Raw genomic sequence first — 25,151 nt, forward strand, 5'->3', positions numbered from 1 at the left:
TTTAATTTCAAATTATAATGCGGTATGAGCTTTGTATTCGCCGAATACTTCACGCATTACGCCGCAGATTTCGCCTTCGGTTGCATACGCTTCAACAGCTTCCAGAATCAGCGGAACCAGATTTACATGTTCATCAGCGCAAGCAGCTTTCAGAGCAGCCAGTTTAGCAGCTACAGCAGCGTTGTCGCGTTTTGCTTTAACTTTGGCGATCTTGTCAGCCTGCAGTTTGCCTACAGAGCCGTCTACGCGCAGCAGGTTTTTCGGAGGTTCTTCTTCCTGGGTGAATTTGTTAACGCCAACGATGATGCGACGGCCAGCTTCGATATCCATCTGCCATTTGTAAGCGGAATCCTGGATTTCTTTCTGGATGTAGCCTTTAGCGATAGCTTCGGGAGCGCCACCGAGTTCGTCAATCTTTTCAATGTAATCCCAAGCTTCTTTTTCGATCTTGTTGGTCAGAGCTTCTACATAGTAGGAACCGCCCAGCGGGTCGATGGTATCAGCCAGGCCGGATTCGTACGCAACGATCTGCTGGGTACGCAGAGCGATGGTAACGGATTCAGTGGTCGGCAGAGCCAGAGCTTCGTCCTTGGAGTTGGTGTGCAGGGACTGGGTGCCACCCATAACAGCTGCTGCAGTCTGTAAAGCAACACGAACGATGTTGTTGTTGGGCTGCTGAGCAGTCAGCATGGAACCAGCAGTCTGAGTGTGTACACGCAGCATCATGGATTTAGCTTTCTTAGCGCCAAAGCGTTCTTTCATAACTTTAGCCCATACGCGGCGGGAAGCACGGAATTTAGCAACTTCTTCCAATACGTTGTTATGAGCATTCCAGAAGAAGGACAGACGGCCTGCAAAAGCGTCAACGTCCATACCAGCTTTGATAGCAGCTTCTACATAAGCGATGCCGTCAGCGATGGTGAATGCGATTTCCTGGGAAGCGGTGGAACCAGCTTCACGGATGTGGTAACCGGAAATGGAGATGGTGTTCCATTTCGGAACGTATTTGGCGCAATATTCAAAAATGTTGGTGATCAGACGCATGGACGGTTTCGGCGGGAAAATGTAGGTGCCGCGTGCAGCATATTCTTTCAGAATATCATTCTGAATGGTGCCGCGCAGTGCGTCGGAAGGAACGCCCTGTTTCTTGGCAACAGCAATGTACATGCACAGCAGTACGGATGCCGGAGCGTTGATGGTCATGGAGGTGGAAACTTTGTCCAGAGCGATCTGGTCAAACAGGATTTCCATATCAGCCAGGGAGTCGATAGCTACGCCTACTTTACCAACTTCGCCTTCAGCCATCGGATCGGTGGAATCATAACCGATCTGGGTCGGCAGGTCGAATGCGCAGGACAGGCCGCTGCCACCGTTAGCTAACAGGTAACGATAACGTTTGTTGGATTCTTCAGCAGTGGAGAAACCAGCATACATACGCATGGTCCAGAATTTGCCACGGTACATGGTCGGCTGTACGCCACGGGTGAAGGGATATTCTCCAGGAAAGCCGAGGTCTTTTTCATAATCAAAGCCTTCGATATCCAGAGGGGTATACAGACGATTGGGTTCCAGGTGTGCACGTTCCGGGAATTTAGCGCTGGCAGCATCAGCTTTCGCCATGTACGCATCAAATCCCGCTTTCAGAGTTTCATTTGCCATTCTCAAATCCTCCTTAAAAATATAAATATAAATTTGGTTTCGCAACGCGGATTGGACAGTTCCGCATCACGGTGAGAGTGTTCCGTCAGAGACGGCTTTGTATGGCAAGATCCATTGGGATCCAGTCAACAATCGGAAAATCACAATTGGACGATTGTGATTTTGCATTTTTAGGGGGTGGGACTGAGCATCAGCCCCACCCGACTAATACATTGTAAACTATTTTACACAATAATTCAAGCGTTTGCCAAATTATTTTTATTCAGCCGGTTTTTCCATGGAGCCGGTCTCTTCGAACCATTTGTAAACGTCGAATGCTTCGGAGAGGATATGCGGGGTCTGGCTGTTGCCGCACTTCTCGCATGCTCTCTTGAAGTAATCATACAGGTACGGCTGATACTTCGGGTTGGCAATCTGATCGATGATGATCGGAGCTTTTTCTTTCGGGGTCAGGCCGCGCAGGTCAGCAACGCCGCGTTCGGAAACGATAACGTCAACGTCCAGGGTTGCATGGTCAATGTGGCTGCAGAACGGAACTACGGAACTGATCTTGCCGCCCTTTGCCAGGGAGTTGGTGAAGAATACGGTCAGGTAGCCGTTACGTGCGAAGTCGCCGGAACCGCCAACACCGTTCATCAACTTGGTGCCGCAAATATGGGTGGAGTTAACGTTGCCATAGATATCAACTTCGATAGCGGTGTTCATAGCGATAACGCCGATACGACGGGCAACTTCCGGGCTGTTGGAAATTTCCTGCGGACGGAGCAGCAGATATTTTTTGTAGAAGTCTACGTTTTCATAGAACTTCTTCTGGCATTCCGGAGACGGAGTCAGAGCGGTACCGGAAGCAACGCGCAGTTTGCCGGCGTCGATCAGGTCGAACATACCGTCCTGGATTACTTCGGTGTAAACGGTCAGATCTTTGAAGTCGGAGTTAACCAGACCGTTGATAACCGCGTTGGCAACGGAGCCTACGCCGGACTGTAACGGCAGCAGGTTAGCCGGCAGACGGCCTTCCTTAACTTCGTTCTTCAGGAAGTTAACCAGGTTCTGGCCCATATGTTTTGCGTCTTCGTCGATTTCGCCCAGCGGACGAACTTTATCGGTGATGTCGCAGGGAACTACAGCTACGATCTTATCCAGTTCGCAGGGGATATACGGAGTACCGATACGGTCTTCCGGTCTTTCAATAGGAATCGGTTTACGGTTCGGAGGATCCAGCGGAACATAGGAGTCATGCATGCCTTCCAGGCTTACCGGCTGGGTGGTGTTAACTTCTACGATTACTTTCGGAGCAGTAGCAACGTAAGAGGAGCTGTTGCCCATGGAAGTGGTCGGGATCAGGCCAACTTTGCCGTCGCCCAGGTCGTTGATCTTGCAGACTTCAACGATAGCGAAATCAATTTTCTTACGGTCAGCCATGAAGCCGTAACGGGCCATCTGTGCGAAATGGGACAGATGAATGTCGGCATAACGAACTTTGCCGGCGTTGATAGCTTTACGCAGGGTTGCATTGGTCTGATAAGGCAGGCGGCGGTCCATGCAGCCAGCTTCAACCATGGCAGCATCAATTTCCGGACCTACGGACGCGCCGGTCCAAACATTAACTTTGAAAGGAGTCTTTTTTGCTTTTTCAGCCAGAGCCAGAGGCACAGCCTTCGGATAGCCGGACGGAGTAAAGCCGCTGACGCCGAGGCAGTCGCCGTCTTTGATCATTTCAGCAGCTTCTTCAGCAGTTTTAAATTTGCAAACTACTGATTCACAAACACGATCTTTGATGTCTTCAAAACCTACCATAATAATTACCTTCCTCCTTAAAATATTATGAGAAAATTTCCGCGGCAAGCCGCGGGTAAAACAAACCTGGTTCCGCAAATCCCGTATCTAAATTTACGGAAACAAGGTTTGCTTTGAATCCGAAATTATTATAACACAAAAGAAACAAAAAAGCGAATGGAATTACATAAAAAATGGACCAAATCAAAATCTCCGGTAAAACGCCTTCAGTTTTTGATTTGTCCATAACCAGAAACATACTATTTCAAAGCAACTTTGTTTTCCGAATCTGATTCTACCAATTATCGACGTTTTGCGCAAGACGATTTACACATTTCGTTTTTTTTTAAAAGGAAACATTCTCTTCTGCTTCGTTACGCGCTCTGTTATTCGGAGGCAAACCTATTAAAGTGCCAGATTACGACTAACAACGCGTTCAACAGCCAGAAAAGGACCCCCATACGCACATTGAACAGGACATGATCGCCGATGCCCCCGATTGTGACGCCAAGGCTCATCAGCAGGTAACCTGCCGCAAAAGCCCTCGCCCATAAAAACCTTGCCTTCCGGGCCAGCTTTACAGCCAGATAAAGCATGCTGAACCAGGCACACAGGAACAGAATCAGTCCCGGGATCCCCAGCTCCGCAGCAACATTTAAAAACAGGTTGTGGCAGTGATACATAATTACGTCCGGATTTTTAAAATAGAAATCGTATTCCGGAAAAACATAACGGTAATTGTACCAGCCGATCCCCAGCGGATGATCCTCCACAACCGCCTGGGCAATTTCCAGGTAGGCCAGCCTCATGGCGGCCGAAGAATCTTCCGTAACATGCCGGAGAGTATTCAGGCGCTGCCAGACGGCCGGGCCTGCCAGCGCGGCTCCTGCCAGCGCGACACCTAAAAGATACAGGATGCCTTTCCGGTAAAAGACAAGGACAAAGGCCAGCACCTCCACCGCCATGGCCACCCAGAAACCCCGGGAAAACGTAAACACCTCGCAAAGGATGACCAGCAGCAGGATGCCGAACATCCCCCAGCGTTTCCGCGAATTTTTCTCCACGCCGATGTATCCCATGATATAAGCTGCCACGATGCATAAGTAACCGGAAAAGATGTTGGGATTCTCCCAACTCGAAAAGACACGGTTCCGCAACAGCGGGTTCGCTTCCCGGTCAACCCATAACGCATCGGTAGCGCCGCCAAAATAGTGCTGTCCGATCCCAATCAGGACGGATACAACAGCTACCCATCCCAGAACCCGCAGCATGCGCACGGGAAAAGGCTGACGCATAAAAATCTTCCAGAACGGCAAGCCTTCTTCGTAAGGAGCCGGCTTTGCAAAACGGCTTTTCCCCGCAAAACAGTTCCCGAAACGCGTGACCAGCCAGACGACGGACACATACTGCCCCACAACATAAAAGAAATTAAACGTACAATCAAAGGGGTGGGTAACCAGCGGATTATGCAGGGAAACATAACCTGTGGCCAGCAGCAGGAGCAACAGCCATTTTAAATGACGGGGCCAGACGCGCAGCTGTGGAACACTGCGTTCCTTCCATGCAACCTGCAGTCCCATCAGCAGCGCCAGAAGAATCACAACGCTGAGCAGGGTCTGGTCAATGGCGATACACCCCGCGATCAGCAAAAGAAACTTCTGCATCTTACGGTATTCTTTTGCCGTTACGTTTGTATCTTCTATCATCTCCGCACCTTAAACCATTCGTTTCTCCGGATTTCAAATTGCACAATTTCAAAATGCACAAAAACACGGAATCCCAAAATGCTGCGCATTCATAATGAATCAGCTTTTATTCTTATGTTCTTACGCTCGCTTTAAACGTCCCCACCAGATACAGGGAACCGCAGACGCAGACGACACCGTCAGCACCTGCTGCCTCACAGGCCTGCCGGTATGCCCGGCTGACAGAATCCGCCGCTGTGGCATTGCTGCCGACCCGGGCAGCCAGGTCAGTCGCTTCCGCTGCCCGGGGACCGTCATCGGCCCGGACGGTAAACACCGTATCAATCGGGCGGAACAAAATCCGGATTACCTCATCTACACTTTTGTCCCCCATCATACCGAAAACAAAAGCCCGTTTCCTGTCCGGATAATATTTGTCCAGCGCGTTCCGCAGGGCTTCCGCCCCGTTGGGATTATGGGCCCCGTCCAGGATCACATCCGGAGAGCTGCTGATTTTTTCCAGCCGCCCCGGCCATTTCGTATGGGCCGCCCCCAGATGCAGATGCTCCTCCGTAATCCGGGAATCCTGCTTCGATACAATTTTGGCTGCCACAATGGCAAGGGAAGCGTTGACGATCTGATGCGCCCCCGGCAACTGTATCTCATACTCTGAAGCATAATTAGTCCCGGCCATCAGCCTGAACTTCTGTCCATCGACAGAACTGCTGATTTCCTGTCCCCGGAAGGACCTGCCGTACTCATACAGCGGAGCCTCCTTCAGGGCGCCCATCACCCGGATCGGTCCCAGGGCGTCGCCTTCCGCCCCGGTGACCACCGGCACCTTTTCCTTGATGATGCCGGCTTTTTGCAGGGCAATTTCTTCTATTGTATTACCCAACACCTTAGTATGGTCCAGGGCAATATTGGTAATCACGGAGACCAATGGCTTGATTAAATTGGTAGAATCCCATAAGCCCCCCAGCCCTACCTCGATCACGGCGTAATCCACCTGCTGCAGGGCGAAGTAATGAAATGCCGCTGCTGTCAGGATTTCAAACTGGGTAGGCTGCTCGCAGGCTTCCTTTTTCACCAAGTCATCCGCAAACTCACGCACCGTGGTCAGAACTTTCGCGAAGTCTTCATCCGGAATATCTTTTTCATTGATCTGGATCCGCTCGTTATAACGGACAAGGTGCGGGGAAGTGAATTTTCCCACCCGCAGCCCTGCCTCCGCCAGAATCGCGGCAATCATGGTGGTGACGCTGCCTTTGCCGTTGGTTCCGGCCACGTGAATCGTTTTTACCTGGTTTTCGGGATGGCCCAGCACAAACAGAAGCTGCTGGATCCGCTCCATTCCCAGGCGGATGCCGAACTGGCCCAGACTTTCCAGATATGCGATACTTTCCTGATAATTCATAGTGTATTCTGCCTTAAATCGTTTTCAGATATGCCAGCCGTTCTTCAATGGTTTTGATCTTGGCCGCGAATTCTTCCGCTTTCACCTGTTCTTTTTCCACAACCTCTTTCGGCGCTTTGGCCAGGAAGCCCTGGTTCTGCAGCTTGCCGCTCACCCGCTGCATCTCTTTCTGCAGTCCGGCCAGTTCCTTATTCAGACGGGCGGTTTCCACCTCCACGTCAATCAGCGCTTTCAGCGGCAGATATACTTCCACGCCCGCATTCACGGAGGCCATGGCATTTTCCGGTTTGCCGGCAGTCAGCGGCAGCAGTTCCATGTCGTCCACATTGGCCAGCAGATGGATATAGGCGGCATTCTCCCGGAACACTTCCGTCAGTTCGCCCGATACCAGCAGGATCGCGGGAACTTTTTTGCCCGGGTTCACATTCACCTGGGACCGCATTTCACGGATGGACCGGATGGCGTTCATGATGGCTTCCATGCCCTTTTCCGCCGCCTTATCCTGCAGGGCGGGATCCGCTTTCGGCCAGGCGCTGATCATGATGCTTTCGGTGTCATGGGGCAATGCCTGATAGATTTCTTCCGTAATAAACGGCATGTAAGGATGCAACAGTTTCATGGCGCCGGTCAGCACAGTCACCAGCACCTGCTGGGCCGTTGCCCGGGCCTCTTCCCCGGCTTTGCCGTACAGTCTCGGTTTGATCAGTTCAATATACCAGTCGCAGATCTCGCCCCAGATGAAATCATACACGGTCCGGCCGGCTTCGCCCAGTTCAAACTTATCCAGCAGCGCGGTCACATCCGCAGCCACATCCTGCATGCGGGAAAGGATCCACTTATCCGCCAGTTCGTAAGGCGCCCGTTTCGCGTCGGCCTGATAGCCTTCCAGATTCATCAGCGCGAAGCGGGAAGCGTTCCAGATTTTATTGGCAAAGTTACGGGTGGCTTCCAGACGGCTCCAGTAGAAACGCATATCGTTGCCGGGCGTATTGCCGGTGATCAGCATGAAGCGCAGGGTGTCGCAGCCATACTGTTCGATCACCTGCAGCGGATCGATACCGTTGCCCAGGGATTTGCTCATCTTCCGGCCCTGTTCATCCCGCACCAGGCCATGGATGAACACCCGGTCAAAGGGAATGTCCTTCATGAATTCCATGCCCATAATCAGCATGCGGGCCACCCAGAAGAAGATGATATCGTAGCCGGTCACCAGTACGCTGGTGGGATAGAACTGTTTCAGGATATCCGTTTTTTCCGGCCAGCCCATGATGGAGAATGGCCACAGGGCCGAACTGAACCAGGTATCCAGCGCATCTTCATCCTGATGCACGTGACCGCCGCACTTCGGGCATTTGTCCAGATCCGTGCGGGATGCGATTTCCGCGCCGCAGTCATCACAGTACCAGACAGGGATACGGTGTCCCCACCAGATCTGACGGCTGATGCACCAGTCGTGCATGTTTTCCATCCATCCCAGATAATTCTTGGTAAAACGTTCCGGCACGAACTGGGTGCGACCGTCTTTTACGCAGTCCGTGGCAGCCTTCAGCAGCGGCTCCATCTTCACGAACCACTGGGTGGAGATCAGAGCCTCGATAGGTTCGCCGCAGCGCTGGCAGTGACCTACGGAGTGGGGACAGTCTTCAATTTTTACCAACAGTCCCAGTTCGTCCAGGTCTTTTACGATATTCTTACGGCATTCATAGCGTTCCTGTCCTTCATAGGGTCCGGACTCTTTGGTCATGATACCGTCTTTATCGATGACAACGATGGCTTCCAGGTTCTGCCGCAGGCTCATCTCATAGTCGTTGGGGTCATGGGCCGGGGTGATCTTCACCGCGCCGGTACCGAATTCCGTATCAACATAGTCATCGGCGATAATGGGAATTACCCGGTTCATGATCGGCAGCAGGATTTTTTCGCCTACCAGCTTGCCGTACCGCTCGTCTTTCGGATTTACGGCCACCGCCGTATCGCCGGGGATGGTTTCCGGACGGGTGGTGGCAATGGTCAGGTATTCCCCTTCATGGCCGATGATCGGATACTTGATATACCACAGATGGCCCGCGTCGTCCTTGTGCTCTACTTCAATATCGCTTAACGCCGTATTGCAGTTGACGCACCAGTTGGTGATGCGGGTGCCCCGGTAGATCAAGCCTCTTTCATATAAGGAAACAAACACTTCCCGAACTGCGCGGGAGCAGCCTTCATCCAGGGTAAAGCGGATGCGGTCCCAGTCACAGGAAATGCCCAGGCATTTCAGCTGGTCGATGATCCGGTTACTGTACTGTTCTTTCCAGGCCCAGACCCGTTTCACGAACTCTTCCCGGCCCAGATCATAGCGGGTCAGTCCTTCATTCTTTTTAATTTCTTCTTCTACTTTAATCTGGGTTGCCAGTCCGGCATGGTCGTAGCCGGGGAACCAGATCGTATTATCCCCCATCATACGGTGCCAGCGGATCAGGATGTCCTGCAGCGTGTTGTCCAGGGCATGGCCCATGTGCAGCTGTCCCGTAATATTGGGAGGCGGAATGACAATGGTAAACGGTTTTCTGTCCGGGTCCGGTTCCGCGTGGAAATATTTATTCTTTTCCCAGAACTGATACCATTTCTTCTCCACCGATGCGGGATCATACGTTTTAGGGATGTTGTGCTCTTCTGCCATGTTCTTTCCTCCTGTGAACCTATAAAAATTTAATTATTACCAAACTCAATGCTTAAGGCAACACTGATTAATTCGTCCGCACGCAGGCCTGTTAATCAGCGTCTGCTGATAAAAATAAAAAATCCTGTTGCGACATTGCAACAGGACGAATGACCGTGGTACCACCTGAATTCTCTGTTCATCATTCAGGTGAAACTCCGGCTTATCTTACGCAAATACGGATTGAATCAATATTTGTGTGATATGTTGCCCACCTGACTATGGACAAAGCTCTTATTGATTACGTAACGTGTAACACGGGAACGCTTACGCATACAACAGCACAACGAAAAAACTTACGTCTTCTTCATTATTAATTATTGCTGTCATACTTCAGCGTTCCGGCTCCCGGGCTACCTTCCTGCATTTCCACCGGACGGTTTTCACCAGCCCCGTCCTCTCTTCAGGTTTTCCTGCAGTACTCCTCCCGCTCACGGCCGTTTTCTATAAAAATTGTACTTTTTTAGTTTATCAACCTCAGGTAACGCTGTCAAGCAATATTTTTGTCCAGGAAATAAAAAGCGCATAACCGTTTGAACTTGTCCGGCGTAAAAACAAAAAACATTTTATAAAAATTTCACAATTTCCCTGATTCATGCGCCATGCGGCGAAGCCGATGCTAACTGGGGTTAGCGCATGTTAACAAGGAAAAATTCCTATTGACAAATCAATTTCACGGCCTTATTATTGTCGTTAATATCCGGAAAGGCAATTTCGTTCCACTGCCCAATGTTGCATCTGCCTTATAAGGATACGCCGATCGAATGCGTTTCTTTGCAGACGGATTAACCGGTTCTTCCTTACGTTCTACAGCAAAGGGCAGCGTCCGGCGTGCGCAGCATCATAAAACGCCCAAAAAATTTTTAAAGGAGTGTTTTTATGAGCTCACTGCATGTTACTTCCAACCGTGAAAAGATTGCCATGCGCATCTCCTGGTACAGCATCGCAGTCAACGTCTTTCTGTCCCTGGGCAAATTCATCGCCGGTATCTTCGGCCATTCCGCCGCCATGGTCTCCGACGCCATCCATTCGGCCTCGGATGTTTTCGCAACGTTCATCGTCATGGCCGGCATCAAGATCTCCGGAAGAGCGTCGGACGACGACCACCAATATGGCCATGAACGCCTGGAGTGCGTGGCTTCCATCCTGCTTTCAGTTATTTTAGCCCTGACCGGGCTGGCCATCGGCTACGCCGGCATAGAGAAGATCCTGAACCAGGATACCGAGTCCATCGCGATTCCCACGTTCCTGCCCCTGGCTGCCGCTATCATTTCTATTGTAGTAAAAGAAGCCATGTACTGGTATACGCGCCACTATGCACTGATGCTGGAATCCGACGCGCTGATGGCCGACGCCTGGCACCATCGCAGTGATTCCCTTTCGTCCATCGGCAGCTTCATCGGTATTCTGGGCGCCCGCATGGGCTACCCCATCCTGGATCCCATCGCCAGCGTGGTAATCTGCCTGATGATCCTGCAGGCCGGATATGAAATCTTTATGGGCGCCATTGACAAAATGGTTGACAAAGCCTGCTCCAAAGAAGAAGAAGATGCCATGCGGGCCAAGGTTGCCGCGGTTCCCGGCGTCAGTCACATCGACCTGCTGCGCACCCGTCAGTTCGGCAGCCGCATCTTTGTGGATGTGGAAGTCAGCGCCGACGATAACCTGACCCTGCTGCAATCCCACCAGATTGCGGAAGAAATCCATCATTCCATAGAAAAAGACTTCCCCAATGTCAAGCACTGCATGGTACACATCAATCCCCTGAGCGAAGTGTCCCATGAGTGTTACGGAGAGCACCGCCATTAAACCGGGGTTCCGGAACCCAAAAACGCTTGCATATAATTCTTACATTTAAATATCCCGCCTTTTCAGGCAAATAAAAAACCCGCATGGTCCAGATGCGGGTTTTTTATTTGCAGCTGTGTCAAAAGGAGAAGGAGAAGGATGGGAATTTGCTAAATGACTTGTGAATAGCAAACGATTTATCAAAATATTTCGCCCTGCAAGTAATAGAATAAGACCGTTTCTGCTTGCGCAGGAACGGTCTTGATATCATTCACTGGCATCTTCCCACTCTCACCTAGAAAGATACTTCATGTCCAACATCACTATCCTGTCGCTCGCAGGTTAAGCAAGGATGCTTATACAGTTTACACTCCGGTTATACGGTGACGGGATCACATCGGAATTGCGCCGATTTAATAAACTGCACGAAATATTTATTTGATGGTTTAATTATAACGATTCCTATTAAGTCTGTCAAGCTATTTATTTTAATTTTTTCATATTTTCTGTCAGCTGTATGATTATTCTTCCAGAGTCACTTCGGAATCTGCTGTCAGAGCAGCCATGATCCGGTTAATAAAGTCCAGCCGCATGGTGGGCTGAAGGACAGAATAGGCTGTAATCTGTTCGTCCGCAAGCCCCAGCGCTTTCTTAAAAGCCGCGCGCTGCGACATGGCCGCATTCCGGCTGAGCTTATCCGCTTTGGTAAGCACGACATGTATATTAAGCCCGCACTCACGCATCCATTTATAGGCCTCAATATCACTTTCCATCAGCTGATGACGTATATCCATAAGCTGGCAGACCAGCGCCAGATTCGGCGCCTCTTCCAGATATTTGCGGATAAAACCGGACCACTGTTCCTTGTTCTTATGATTGGTTTTGGCGAACCCGTAACCGGGAAGATCCACCAGATAGAACTGTGTCCTGTCTTCGGCCTGTTCCGTAACCCGCTTGGCATCCAGCCGGTAAAAATTCAGCGTCTGTGTCTTGCCGGGCGAAGAACTGACCCTGGCCAGCCCGTTCCGGCGGCAGACCGAATTGATCAAAGAAGACTTACCTACATTGGATCGCCCTATAAAAGCTACTTCAGGCAAATATGGCTTGGGATACTGTTCCGCACGGACTGCAGATGTAATAAATTCCGCACGGATCACATCCCAGTGTTCTTTTGTCATGCGCACCTCCTTATCTGCTCAGACTAACGCCGGACCGTACCCGGCGTTCCTTATGACAATTTCTGTGCCCGTTTTCCTATCTCTCTCGCAATATACACACCGCTGGCACTGGCCTGGGACAGGCCTCTCGTAATGCCGGCCCCGTCTCCGGCCGCAAATAAATTGGGGATTTTCGTTTCCAGATGTTCGTCCAGGTCCAGGCGTGAGCTGTAGAATTTTACCTCCACGCCATACAAAAGCGTATCCGCATTGGCCATGCCGGGAGCGATCTTGTCCAACGCATAAATCATTTCAATAATATCGTCCAATTGCCGTTTCGGAAGCACCAGACTTAAGTCACCCGGCGTCGCGTTCAGGGTAGGACGCGTAAAGCTTTTAGCCAGCCGCCTTTCATCGGTACGGCGCCCTTTGACCAGGTCTCCGAAGCGCTGCAGCAGTACGCCGCCGCCTAACAGATTGGAAAAGGAGGCAATCCGTTTTCCGTACTGATGCGGTTCTTTGAAAGGTTCCGTAAATTTGTTGCTCACCAGCAGGGCAAAATTCGTATTCTCACTCTGCCGTGCCGGATCCGCATAGCTGTGGCCGTTTACGGTGACGATGCCGTCCGTATTTTCCGCAACTACATAGCCGTTGGGGTTCATGCAGAACGTCCGCACCAGGTCATTGTACTGTTTGGTACGGTACACCAGCTTGGCTTCATACACTTCATCGGTAATATGCTTGAAGACCGCGGCCGGCACTTCCACCCGGACGCCTATGTCTACCGCATTATTGGTAAAGGCAAGCCCCAGCTTCCGTCCCTGTTCCGTAAACCATTCCGCGCCGGCTCTACCGGGAGCCGCAATCAGATAGGTGCTGCGCAGTTCGCCTTTCGACGTATCCAGCACGAATTCATCCGCTTCCTTGCAAAAGCTGTTCACTTTCGTATCACAGAAAATATCAACCTTTTTGCTCAGGTCTTCGTAAATATTTTCCATGATCTGCAGATTGTTTTCCGTACCCAGATGGCGGACCTTGCCGTTTAACAGATGCAGGTCATAGCCCAGGGCCTTGCGGCCGATGGAAGAATTCTTGGTTGTAAAGGTTTCGCCGGGCGCGCCGTACCTGCAGTTGATGGAATCCACGTAATCAATCAGGTCCATCACGGTCTGCTTGGGCAGATATTCAGGCAGCCAGCCGCCGAATTCGGTAGTAAAGTTGTATTTGCCATCAGAGAAGGCACCAGCGCCGCCGAACCCGCGCATGATCGCGCAGGGAACACAGCGCAGGCAGTGGTCGGTTTTGCCGGCAGCCAGCGGGCAGTGACGTTTCGCCACCGCATGCCCTTCTTCCAGCATTACTACGGAAAGCCCGGGGAACTTTTCACTGAATTCCCAGCAGGCAAAAATCGCGGCAGGTCCGCCGCCAATTACAGCAACATCATATTTTTTCCGCATACTACCGCCCCTCATTCTTCCGGAAATGCTGATGCGATGCGTCCGCATTTCCCTTTATCTGATTACATTATACTACAACTGCGCCGATACCGTCACGGCTTCAGCGCCAGTTTCAGCACTTCATCCATATGGGTTACCGGAACAAAATGAATATCCTCCCGGACCTTTTGCGGCAATTCCGCCAGGTCCTGCATATTCCGCTCCGGCAGCAGCACGGTCTTCACGCCATAGCGGTGCGCGGCCAGCATTTTTTCCTTGATCCCCCCAACGGGAAGTACCTTGCCGGAAAGGGTTATTTCGCCGGTCATGGCCAGATCTGCTTTGACAACCCGTCCCGTTAACGCGGAAACCATCGCCGTCACCATGGTGATACCGGCGGAAGGCCCGTCCTTGGGAATGGCGCCTTCCGGCAGATGGATATGGATATCCGTTTTATCATAAAAGTCTTCTTTTAATCCCAGCTCTTTGTAACGGGAACGGATATAGGTGTATCCGGCCCGGGCCGACTCTTTCATCACGTCGCCCAGCTGACCGGTCAGGGTCATGCCGCCCTTCCCTTCCGCCGCCAGCACTTCCACTTTCAGCAGTTCGCCGCCCACGCTGGTCCAGGCCAGCCCTGTCACGATACCGACCTCTTCCCGGGCGCGCATATCCGATTCCAGATAGATGCAGGGGCCAAGGTAGTCCGTCAGATTCTTCACGGTAACTTTCGCGTCCGTTTCCTTTGCCGTGACAATACGGTAGGCAACTTTGCGGCACAGCTTCGCGATCTGCCGTTCCAGACGGCGCACGCCTGCTTCCCTGGTATAATCCCGGATGATCTTCCGGATGGCGCCGGACGTAATGGAAAGGGTTTCCCGGGTCAGCCCGTTGGCTTCCATCTCCTTCGGCAGCAGATGCAGCCTTGCGATATTCAGTTTCTCATCTTCCGTGTAACTGGATAACTCAATGACCTCCAGCCTGTCCAGCAGGGCGGGAGGAATGGTATCCGACGTATTGGCCGTTACGATCCAGAATACAGAAGACAAATCAAAGGGATATTCAATAAAATGATCACTGAAGGCATGGTTCTGCTCCGGATCCAACGCTTCCAGCAGCGCCGAAGCAGGATCGCCCCGGAAATCACTGGCCATCTTGTCCACTTCATCCAGCAGGAACAGCGGATTCAGGCAACCGACTTTCTGCATCCCGTGGATGATGCGTCCCGGCATGGCTCCGATGTAGGTGCGTCGATGCCCGCGGATTTCCGCCTCATCCCGCACGCCGCCCAGGGAAACCCGGGTAAACTTGCGGTTGATGGCTTCCGCAATCGACACGGCCATGGACGTCTTGCCCACGCCGGGAGGGCCTACCAGGCATAAGATCGGCGCCTTATTGGTTTTTGCAAGCTTTTGCACCGCCAGGTGTTCCAGGATGCGTTCCTTGACTTTTTTCAGGCCGTAATGGTGTTTGTCAAGGATCCGGGCAGCCTTGTTAATGTCAAAACCGTTTTTGTCATATTTTCCCCAGGGGAGATCCAGCACCGTGTCCAGATAATTCCGGATTACTGCACTTTCCGCCATCATGGGGGGCATCTTGAACAGACGGTCAACCTCTTTGTTCAGCCCTTTCAGCACTTCGTCCGGTAAGGGCAGCGCCTTTATTTTTTCCCGGTACTCTTCCGCTTCCGCGTGAACATCTTCGGCGTCACCCAGTTCCTGGCTGATGACCTTGATCTGTTCCCGCAGGTAATACTCTTTCTGGTTTTGTTCAATATTCTGATGCACCTTCTGGGCAATGTCTTTTTCCAGTTCGGAAATCGTCATTTCCTTATGCAGGATCTCGTACAGTTTTTCCAGCCTGGATTTCACAGACACCGTTTCCAGAAGCAGCTGTTTTGTTTTCAGATTCACGTCCAGATACCCGGCAATGGTATCCGCCACAACGCCTGCATCCGGGTTGTCCTTGAAGGAAAGCAGTACCTCCGGACTGATTTTTTTGCCCAGCAGCACCCACTTTTCAAACTCGGATATCACCATGCGCCGCAGGGTTTCCAGTTCCAGCCCTTCTTCCGGCAGGGTCCTGGCCGACAGTTCCGTAAAGGAAGCAGCCCAGCCGCCTTCCGCGTCTTCCGACACACGGTCCGCCGACGCGCGGAACAGGCCTTCTACCAGAATCCGCACAGCGCCCCCCGGAAGTTTCAGCATCTGTCTGATTTCAGCCACAACGCCTACCCGGTACAGATTCGCCAGTTCCGGTTCTTCTGTTTCTGATTTTATCTGGGAAACGATCAATATTTTTTTGCCGTGCCGCATTGCCGCATTTACGGCATTTAACGACCTTGCCCTGGCAATGTCAAGATTCATCACCATGCCGGGAAAGATGACCATGCCGCGCAAGGGCAGCAGGGGCAAAATTCGGGAAAAGGTATCCAACTCAAATCCTCCGTCAGGCAACAATCAGCTGCGGTTCCACATGCCGCCGTACCGTATCCTCAGTTACTACGCATTTCACCACATCGGTGCGGGAAGGAACTTCGTACATTACGTCCCGCATGATTCCCTCGATAATGGCGCGCAGACCGCGGGCGCCGGTCTCCCTGCGCAATGCTTCTTCCGCGATGGCCACCAGGGCGCCGTCTTCAAACACAAGCTCCACATCATCCATGCTCAGGAAATGCTGGTACTGTTTGATTAAAGCATTTTTTGGTTCCTTCAGAATCCGCACCAGCGCTTCCTTGTCCAGGGCGTCCAGGGAAACCATGACCGGCAGGCGTCCCGCGAACTCGGGAATCAGGCCGAACTTCATCAGGTCTTCCGGCATCGTCTGTTTAAACAGGGAATCTTCCGCCTTCAGTTCCGTTTTCTTTTTGATATCCGCGCCAAAGCCCATGGCTTTGGTGTCGATACGCTCTTTGATAATGCTCTCCAGACCCGCAAACGCGCCGCCGCAGATAAACAGGATATTGGTGGTATCGATCTGCAGGAACTCCTGGTGGGGATGCTTGCGTCCGCCCTGGGGCGGAACATTGGCTGTCGTGCCTTCCAGGATTTTCAGCAGAGCCTGCTGCACGCCTTCACCGGAAACGTCCCGGGTAATGGAAACGTTTTCCGACTTTCTGGCGATCTTATCAATTTCATCGATATAAATAATGCCTCTCTGGGCTTTTTCAATATCGTAATCCGCGTTCTGGATCAGGCGAAGCAGGATGTTTTCCACGTCTTCGCCCACATAACCCGCTTCGGTCAGCGTCGTAGCGTCCGCAATGGCAAAGGGAACCTGCAGGATTTTTGCCAGCGTCTGAGCCAGCAGCGTTTTCCCGCTGCCGGTAGGCCCCAGCATCAGGATATTGGATTTCTGCAGTTCCACATCCTTATCTTCCGGCCGCGTGCTTCCGTAATTGATGCGTTTGTAGTGATTATACACCGCGACAGCCAGCGTCTTTTTCGGCTCTTCCTGCCCGATTACGTACTCATCCAGAACCGCCTTGATCTCTTTCGGGGTAGGAAGGTTCTCCAGGGCTTTCGGCGCCGTAATGTTATTATCCCGTTCATACTCTTCCTTCAGCACTTCCGAGCATAATTCGATGCATTCATCGCAAATATACCCGTTGCGACCGGCCAGCATCCGCTTGACCTGGTCGCCCCGTTTTCCGCAGAAGGAACAAATCACATCACTGTTTTTATTATTATCGGAAAAACTCATCTGTAACTCCTCTTAACTGTAGTATTTATGCTTCCGGCATACGGTCCACGACCTGGTCGATGATGCCGTAAGCCAAAGCTTCTTTTGCTGTCAGGAAATTATCCCGGTCCGTATCCGCGGCCACAGCTTCTTTGGTCTTGCCTGTATGCTTCACGATTACATCGTACATTTCTTCCCGGATCCGCAGGATATTTTTCGCGTGGATGGCAATATCGGAAGCCTGTCCTTCGTATCCGCCCAGGGGCTGATGGATCATAACCTCCGAATGCGGCAGGGCATAACGTTTTCCTTTTTTGCCCGCCATCAGCAGGATGGAAGCCATGCTGGCGGCCAGCCCTACGCAGATGGTAGACACATCGGGTTTGATGTACTGCATGGTATCGTAAATTGCCATGCCGGCGGTCACGCTGCCGCCCGGGCTGTTAATATATAAATGGATATCCTTGTCCGGGTTTTCCGATTCCAGGAACAGCAACTGCGCAATGACGACATTCGCTACTTCATCCGTAACCGGGCCCGTCAGAAAAACGATCCTGTCTTTCAACAGGCGGGAATAAATATCATAGGAGCGTTCGCCCCGGTTATTCTGCTCAACCACAATAGGAACATAATTCATATCGTTCACTCCTTCCAGGTTTGCTTTAACTGTGTGTTACTTTTAGGATAAAAGGGCTGTCTGTACATGTGCACAGACAGCTCCTCATGTTTTACCGCTTATTTATTATTTTGCGTTGTCCAGAATTACATGGGCAGCCTTGTGACGCAGGATGTTGGCCAGAAGCAGTCCCATGTTGTTGTTCTTGCGGATGATGGTCTTTACATCTTCCACACGGGCGCCGTTCTGGTCCGCGATGGACTGGAGCTGGGCATCTACATCGGCCATGTCCACCTGAATGTTTTCTGCTTTGGCGATGGCATCCAGCACCAGATCGGTGCGGACATTCTTTTCCGCGCCTTCCCGCTGGGCTTCACGCAGTTTCGCCATATCCATGCCGGTGTACTGCATGTACTGTTCCAGCGTCATCTTGCGGCTTTCCAGGTTCAGTTTGATCTCTTCCACCATCTGGGTGATGCGGTCTTCGATCATAACGGCCGGAATTTCCATCTTGGCATTGTTTACGGCAGTATCAATCAGAGCGTTTTCATATTCTGTTTTGGCTTCCCGCTCCGCAGCTTCCTGCATGCGTTTCTTATAATCTTCTTTCGCTTCCGCAACGGTTTTGTAGCGGGTGTACTTGGCGATGTATTCATCGTTCAGTTCCGGCAGTTCCTTATGCTTTACAGCCTGGATATGCACTTTGAAGATGGCCTGTTTGCCGGCCAGTTCGGGAACGAAATAGCTTTCCGGGAAGGTTACGTCTACATCAGTGTCGTCGTCTTTCTTCAGACCGATCAACTGGTCTTCAAAGCCGGGGATGAAGGAGCCGGAGCCGACTTCCAGCGGATAACCCTTGCCTTCGCCGCCGCTGAAGGCTTCGCCGTCAACCGTGCCGGCAAAGTCGATAATGGCGAAGTCGCCTTTTTCGATGACGGTCTCGTCATCGGTATCCACCATCTTAGCACCGCGGTTGCGCAGGTCTTCCAGTGCTTTGTCAACGTCTTCGTCGGAAACGCTGGCTTCTTTTTTCTCCACATGGATGCCTTTGTATTCACCCAGTTCCGGTTCCGGTTTCAGCACAACCTTAACTTCCGTTTCAAAGTCCTTGCCTTCTTCAAAGCTTTCAAACGCTTTCTTCTCATCCAGCACTTCCGGATCGGAAACCGGCATCAGTTTTTCTGCTTCAATCGCTTCCTGGTAAGCCCGGTTCACACAGATATTGAATGCTTCTTCCTTTACGGCACCTTTGCCGTAATGCATTTCGATAATATTACGAGGCGCTTTGCCCGGACGGAAGCCGGGGATCCTTACCTGGTTCGCAATCCTTGCCACAGCCTGTTTAAAGCTTTTGTCAACTTCAGCAGCAGAAACAGAAATTTTTAATGTCGCATCGTTTCCTTCTCTGGTAACACTTACATTCATTTGAAAAAATCCTCCCTTAATATATGTTACTATTTGTAATAACCCTGTAAATTTTGGGGTACAAAAACCACCCCATTTTCACAATGCTACAATATAATATCACAACGTACTCTATTTGACAAGCAAACACACCGAAAAAGCCCCTTTCAAAAGAAAAATTTCTGTGAAACCTGCAAAGAGTCTGACGGTTCCCCCGAAACCGGACATTCTCTTTCAGAAAAGGCTTTCCCGGTAATAAAAAAATCCCGGTCATCAGACCGGGATGGATTTGCATGGAGCGGAAAACGAGACTCGAACTCGCGACCCCAACCTTGGCAAGGTTGTGCTCTACCAACTGAGCTATTTCCGCATCGGTAACAACATGGTTGATTATAAAGTAACATTTTAGTTTTGTCAACAACTTTTTTAGAAAATTCCCAGCACCATCTGGCTGATATTTTTCGCGTGGTCGCTGGTCCTCTTCATGTTAATTAAAATTTCCAGGAAGACCAGGCCGGAATCCGGATGGCAGGTGCCTTCATTCAGACGCCGGATATGGTTCTTGCGCATTTCCTTTTGCGCCGCTTTCACCTGGCGGCACACGCTCCAGGCTTCTTCCGCCAGCTTGGGGTCGTTTTTCGCAAAGCTTTCCATACTGACTTCCAGTGAATGTTCCATCAGCTTGCCGATTTCCGCAATCTCCTGCTGCGCTTCCGGGGAGATTACGATTTTTTCCTCAAAAATTTTACGGCTGCGCTTCACCAGGGTCTGGGCATGGTCGCCGATCCGTTCCAGATCGATGCAGGCATGCATCAGGGCCATGTGCTTGGCAGACAGGGAACTGCCCAGTCCTTTTTCGGAAATATGGGTCAGGTACCGGGTGATTTCTTCATTCAGCTTATCCACAATCGGTTCATGTTCCAGCACGTACTGCACCTTGGCAGGATCGTATTTCACAAGGGACTCCACCGCCGCGTGCATGTTTTTCCGGGCCACTTCCCCCATGCGGATCACTTCTTTTTCCGCCAGTACGATAGCGATGGACGGGGTTGCCAGCATCGCGTCATTCAGGTACAGCGGTTTCACGGAAATCTTATCGCCCTTATCCGGCAGCAGTTTTTCAATGAGATGGGTAAACGGAGTGATCAATGGCAGGAAGATCAGGGTGTTCAGCACGTTGAAGGCGCTGTGGGAGTTGGCGATCTGCCGGGCAATATCCCCTGCCGGGGAAATCGCCAGCACGACTTTGACAAACAAAGGCAGAAACGCAAGGAAAATCACGCAGCCGAAGGAGTTGAACAGCACATGGGACAGCGCCACCTGCTTGGCCGAAGTGTTGCTCCGGGAAGCCGCCACGATGGCCGTCAGGCAGGTGCCGATATTATCGCCCAGCAACACCGGAATAGCCCCTTCCAGCGGAAGCAGGCCCTGACCGGCCATGGCCATCAAAATGCCGACCGTAGCCGCGCTGGACTGGACCATAATGGTAAAGATGATACCCACGATAACCCCCAGCGCCGGGTTATCGGCAAAACGGGAAACGAACTCTACAAACACCGGACTGCTGCGCAGGGGGGACGCCGCGGCGCTGAGCACCTTCATACCCAGCATCAGCAGGCCGAAGCCCAGCAGGATCTGACCGATGAACTGGCCCTTCTTGCGTTTGGCAAGGACGCGGGTCATGGCCCCGACAAAGATCATGACCGTAAAATAATCGGTCAGCTTGAACGCAATCAGCTGGGCCGTAAAGGTCGTCCCGATATTGGCCCCCATGACCACGCTGAACGCCTGCTTTAACGTCATCACACCGGCGTTGACCAGGCCTACCGACATCACGGTGGTTGCCGCGGAAGACTGCAGGGTCGCCGCTACCAGCGCGCCCAGAAGCACGCCCATCACCGGCACGCCCGTCAGGGACTGCAGCACCTTCTGCAGCCGGGCGCCGGCAGCCTGCTGCAGACCGCCGCCCAACAGTTCCATACCGTATAAGAAAAGTCCTACGCCGCCTAAAAAAGCAAAAAGATGTACTATCATAAATGTGTCACAGTCTTCTTCTCTTATCGTTTGACTCAGCTATCGATCTCAAAAAATATAAGGCAGACCTGCTCATCACAAGCAGCCAAAAAATCAGCCGGAGGTTCTCCGGCTGATTTTAATGTACGGAAACAACGGAAACGCTTTCTGTTCCTCTCCGCCTCGTCAGCCAGTGTTTCCTGATTTAACTTTATTCTTTTCCTGCCATTTTCTTGTAGTTGGCGATCCGTTCCATGGCATCCGCTTCGGTCTTCTTATACAGCTCTTCAGCCAGCTGCGGACGGACTTTCTGCAGGGACGCGAAACGCACTTCGCCCAGCAGGTAGTCACGGAAGCTTTCGGTAGGTTCTTTGGAATCCAGGATGAACGGATTCTTGCCCTGGGCCTTCAGTTCCGGATTGTAACGGTAGGTTGCCCAGTAACCGCAGGCAACGGCGCGTTTTTCTTCCAGCTGGCTGCAGCCCATGCCGGCTTTCAGGCCGTGGTTGATGCACGGGCAGTACGCGATGATCAGGGACGGGCCGTCGTAAGCTTCCGCTTCCGTCAGCGCCTTCACCAGCTGATTCTTGTCCGCGCCCATGGAAACCTGCGCCACATACACGTAGCCATAGCTGATGGCCATCATGCCCAGGTCTTTCTTCTTGGTGCGCTTGCCGCTGGCAGCGAACTGCGCAATGGCAGCGGTCGGGGTCGCCTTGGAGGACTGGCCGCCGGTGTTGGAGTACACTTCCGTATCCAGAACCAGAACATTAACATTCTTGCCGCTGGCCAGCACGTGATCCAGTCCGCCGTAGCCGATGTCATAAGACCAGCCGTCGCCGCCGAAGATCCAGTGGCTGCGTTTGATAAAGAACTGTTTCAGGTCAAGGATTTCCTGCAGCGCTGCGTCCGCGCCTGCTTCTTTCGCCAGCAGTTCCGCCAGCTTGTCCGCCCGTTCCCGGGTGCCTTCGCTGACATTCTTGTTTTCTTTCCAGTCTTTCATGGCAGCCTGCAGATCCGCAGAGCCTTTGCCTGCAGCCAGCGCCGCATCGATCAGTTCTTCCACGCGGTCCCGGGACTGTTCCACGCCCAGGAACATACCTAAACCATATTCCGCGTTATCTTCAAACAGGGAGTTAGCCCAGGCCGGACCGTGTCCTTTCTTGTTCACGGTATACGGCATGGACGGGGAAGAAGCGCCCCAGATGGAGGAGCAGCCCGTAGCGTTGGCCACCATCATACGGTCGCCGAACAGCTGGGTCACCAGTTTTACATACGGCGTTTCGCCGCAGCCGGAGCAGGCGCCCGAGAACTGCAGCAACGGCTGTTCGAACTGGGAACCTTTCACCGTATTCTTCTTCATGGGATTCGGTTTTTCCGTCACTTCATTCACCGCATAATCCCAGGCAGGCGCTTTGTCAAGCTGGGAATCCAGCGGTTTCATGAACAGCGCCTTGCCGGGCGCCGGGCAGATCTGGGCGCAGTTGCCGCAGCCCTGGCAGTCGTACGGGGAAATTACCATGGCAAACTTGCTGCCGTCTTTTACGCCCATGGCCGGTTTGGACGGATAGCCGATCTTTTCCGCTTCCGCGTCGTTCAGCAGCACCGGACGGATGGCAGCGTGCGGGCAGACAAACGCGCACTGGTTGCACTGGATGCATTTTGCCACATCCCATTCCGGCACGTTGATGGCGATGCCGCGTTTTTCGTAAGCGGAAGTGCCAACCGGGAAGGTGCCGTCGGCGTGACGGGCCATAATGCTGACAGGCAGTTTGTCGCCTTCCTGCCGGTTAACCGGAACCAGAATGTCGTCGATGAACGCATTGCCGGTCTTTTTGGTTTCCACTTTGTCTTTTGCATCAGCCCAGGCAGCGGGAACATCAATCTTCACAATGGCTTCGATGCCTTTGTCGATGGCCGCATTGTTCATGTCAACCACATTCTGGCCTTTCATGCCATAGGATGCTTCCACGGCGTCCTTCAGATATTTCACCGCGTCGGCCAGCGGAATGATATCCGCCAGTTTGAAGAACGCGGACTGCATGATCATGTTAATGCGGCCGCCCAGACCGATGGACTGGGCAATCTTCACCGCGTCAATGATATAGAAATTAACCTTCTTCTTCGCAATGTACTGTTTTACGGCAGCCGGCAGTTTCTCGTCCAGTTCTTCCGGAGACCAGCTGCAGTTCAGCAGGAAGTTGCCGCCCTCTTTCAGGCCGGACATAATATCATATTTGTAAACGTAGGACTGATTGTGAACTGCCACATAGTCAGCGTCTTTGATCAGGTACGGTTCCATGATGGGCTCTTTGCCGAACCGCAGATGGGATACGGTAATGCCGCCGGATTTCTTGGAATCGTAAGCGAAATAACCCTGCGCATACATGTCGGTGTGGTCGCCGATGATCTTGATGGCGCTCTTGTTGGCGCCAACGGTACCGTCGGAACCCAGGCCCCAGAACTTGCAGCCCTTGGTTCCCTTCGGGGTGGCGTTCAGGATCTTGCTGCTGGTCAGGGAGGTGTTGTTCACGTCGTCGTTAATGCCAACGGTAAAGCCATTCTTCGGCGCAGCCTGACGCAGGTTTTCAATAACCGCGTACATTTCGGTGGGCGTAAATTCTTTGGAACCCAGACCGAAACGGCCGCCCACGATGACCGGTTTCATGTCGCTCTGATAGAACGCGCTGCAGACATCCTGATACAGCGGTTCGCCCAGGCTGCCCGGCTCTTTGGTGCGATCCAGCACAGCAACCTTTTTCACGGTTTTCGGAACCGCAGCCAGGAAATGTTTCACGGAGAACGGACGGTACAGATGAACCGCCAGCACGCCGATCTTTGTGCCTTCTGCCGCATTGACCAGTTCCGCGGTCTTGATGGCGGTCTCCTGGCCGGAGCCCATAACCACGATCAGCTGGTCCGCGTCCTTCGGACCGTAGTAATTGAACAGATGGTATTCACGGCCGGTGATCTTGCTGACTTTGGCCATGTATTCTTCCACGATTTCCGGAACCGCTTCATAGTATTTGTTAACGGCTTCGCGGCTCTGGAAGTAAGTATCCGGGTTCTGGGCCGTGCCGCGCATAACCGGAGCATCCGGATTCAGGCCACGCTGCCGGAACGCTTTTACAGCTTCCCAGTCCAGCATGTCCGCATAATCTTTGTAATCGAATACTTCAATCTTCTGAATTTCATGGGACGTACGGAAACCGTCAAAGAAGTTCAGGAAGGGAACGCGGCCCTTAATGGCGGCCATGTGGGCTACGCCGGTCAGGTCCATAACTTCCTGCACGCTGCCTTCCGCCAGCATGGCGAAACCAGTCTGACGGCAGGCCATTACGTCCTGATGATCGCCGAAGATGCTCAGGTTGCTGGTAGCCAGCGCACGAGCGGAAACGTTGAACACGCCCGGCAGCAGTTCGCCGGAAATTTTATACATGTTAGGAATCATCAGCAGCAGACCCTGGGAAGCCGTGTAGGTAGCCGTCAGGGCGCCCGCCTGCAGCGAACCGTGTACCGCGCCTGCAGCGCCGGCTTCAGACTGCATTTCCAACAGTTTTACCGTCTGTCCGAACAGATTCTTTTTGCCTGCGGAAGCCCATTCATCCACGTGTTCCGCCATAGGCGAAGACGGAGTGATGGGATAAATGCAGGCTGCGTCAATAAAAGCATAGGATGCATAAGCGGCGGCTTCGTTGCCGTCCATCGTTTTCATGATTGCCATAGATCGATTCCCCTTTTCATTAAACTCATCAATACATCATTCTGTTTTGTTATTTCTAACTAATATCATAATGAGCCATTATAATATT

14 protein-coding genes, 1 tRNA gene and 1 other annotated feature are annotated in these 25,151 nt (G+C 52.2%); of the genes, 1 reads left to right on the forward strand and 14 read right to left on the reverse strand.

Annotation, left to right across the window (positions count from 1 at the left end; translation table 11 throughout):
- Nucleotides 1-12: 12 nt before the first annotated feature.
- From BM159_RS01190 to BM159_RS01215, 5 genes are all read right to left on the reverse strand, one after another.
- Nucleotides 13-1,659, reverse strand: a complete 1,647-nt coding sequence (locus BM159_RS01190; RefSeq protein WP_093912432.1) for an acyl-CoA mutase large subunit family protein — start codon at nt 1,657-1,659, stop codon at nt 13-15.
- A gap of 258 nt (nt 1,660-1,917) precedes the next feature.
- Nucleotides 1,918-3,456 (reverse strand): succinyl-CoA:acetate CoA-transferase ScpC, encoded by a 1,539-nt coding sequence (gene scpC / locus BM159_RS01195; RefSeq protein ID WP_093912433.1) that lies wholly within the window; start codon nt 3,454-3,456, stop codon nt 1,918-1,920.
- Nucleotides 3,457-3,821: 365 nt separating this feature from the next.
- On the reverse strand, nt 3,822-5,141 hold the full coding sequence (locus tag BM159_RS01205; RefSeq protein WP_093912435.1) for an O-antigen ligase family protein: 1,320 nt from the start codon (nt 5,139-5,141) through the stop codon (nt 3,822-3,824).
- Nucleotides 5,142-5,253: 112 nt separating this feature from the next.
- Nucleotides 5,254-6,537 (reverse strand): bifunctional folylpolyglutamate synthase/dihydrofolate synthase, encoded by a 1,284-nt coding sequence (locus tag BM159_RS01210; RefSeq protein WP_093912436.1) that lies wholly within the window; start codon nt 6,535-6,537, stop codon nt 5,254-5,256.
- Between the two features lie 13 nt (nt 6,538-6,550).
- Entirely contained in the window at nt 6,551-9,202 is a 2,652-nt protein-coding gene (locus BM159_RS01215; protein WP_093912437.1) for a valine--tRNA ligase, read from the reverse strand.
- A gap of 138 nt (nt 9,203-9,340) precedes the next feature.
- Nucleotides 9,341-9,685: a binding site (T-box leader), on the reverse strand.
- A 435-nt stretch (nt 9,686-10,120) separates the two neighbouring features.
- Here BM159_RS01215 and BM159_RS01220 point away from each other — a divergent pair.
- Entirely contained in the window at nt 10,121-11,050 is a 930-nt protein-coding gene (locus BM159_RS01220) for a cation diffusion facilitator family transporter (protein WP_093912438.1), read from the forward strand.
- Nucleotides 11,051-11,550: 500 nt separating this feature from the next.
- Here the strand turns inward: BM159_RS01220 and yihA are convergent, their stop codons facing one another.
- The 9 genes from yihA to nifJ all read right to left on the reverse strand — a co-directional run bounded on the left by yihA (nt 11,551) and on the right by nifJ (nt 25,063).
- Nucleotides 11,551-12,207, reverse strand: coding sequence for a ribosome biogenesis GTP-binding protein YihA/YsxC (gene yihA, locus BM159_RS01225; RefSeq protein WP_093912439.1), 657 nt, complete (start codon nt 12,205-12,207; stop codon nt 11,551-11,553).
- A gap of 50 nt (nt 12,208-12,257) precedes the next feature.
- Entirely contained in the window at nt 12,258-13,643 is a 1,386-nt protein-coding gene (locus BM159_RS01230) for an NAD(P)/FAD-dependent oxidoreductase (RefSeq protein WP_093912440.1), read from the reverse strand.
- Between the two features lie 92 nt (nt 13,644-13,735).
- Entirely contained in the window at nt 13,736-16,057 is a 2,322-nt protein-coding gene (lon, locus tag BM159_RS01235; RefSeq protein ID WP_245763604.1) for an endopeptidase La, read from the reverse strand.
- 13 nt (nt 16,058-16,070) lie between these two features.
- Nucleotides 16,071-17,327: an ATP-dependent protease ATP-binding subunit ClpX gene (gene clpX, locus BM159_RS01240; RefSeq protein ID WP_093912441.1), complete on the reverse strand. Its 1,257-nt coding sequence runs from the start codon at nt 17,325-17,327 to the stop codon at nt 16,071-16,073.
- Nucleotides 17,328-17,352: 25 nt separating this feature from the next.
- Nucleotides 17,353-17,943, reverse strand: a complete 591-nt coding sequence (clpP, locus tag BM159_RS01245; protein ID WP_093912442.1) for an ATP-dependent Clp endopeptidase proteolytic subunit ClpP — start codon at nt 17,941-17,943, stop codon at nt 17,353-17,355.
- Between the two features lie 105 nt (nt 17,944-18,048).
- Nucleotides 18,049-19,347, reverse strand: coding sequence for a trigger factor (gene tig, locus BM159_RS01250; RefSeq protein ID WP_093912443.1), 1,299 nt, complete (start codon nt 19,345-19,347; stop codon nt 18,049-18,051).
- 273 nt (nt 19,348-19,620) lie between these two features.
- A tRNA-Gly gene (locus BM159_RS01255) sits at nt 19,621-19,696 on the reverse strand.
- Between the two features lie 56 nt (nt 19,697-19,752).
- The gene (locus BM159_RS01260; protein ID WP_093912444.1) at nt 19,753-21,360 is read right to left on the reverse strand and encodes a Na/Pi cotransporter family protein; all 1,608 of its coding nucleotides are present in this window, start codon (nt 21,358-21,360) and stop codon (nt 19,753-19,755) included.
- Nucleotides 21,361-21,550: 190 nt separating this feature from the next.
- Nucleotides 21,551-25,063 carry a pyruvate:ferredoxin (flavodoxin) oxidoreductase gene (nifJ, locus tag BM159_RS01265; protein WP_093912445.1) on the reverse strand — a complete coding sequence of 1,171 codons (3,513 nt, stop codon included), beginning with the start codon at nt 25,061-25,063 and terminating at the stop codon, nt 21,551-21,553.
- Nucleotides 25,064-25,151: the final 88 nt, after the last annotated feature.

This window comes from Succiniclasticum ruminis DSM 9236 (genome assembly GCF_900112895.1).
GTDB lineage: Bacteria > Bacillota > Negativicutes > Acidaminococcales > Acidaminococcaceae > Succiniclasticum > Succiniclasticum ruminis.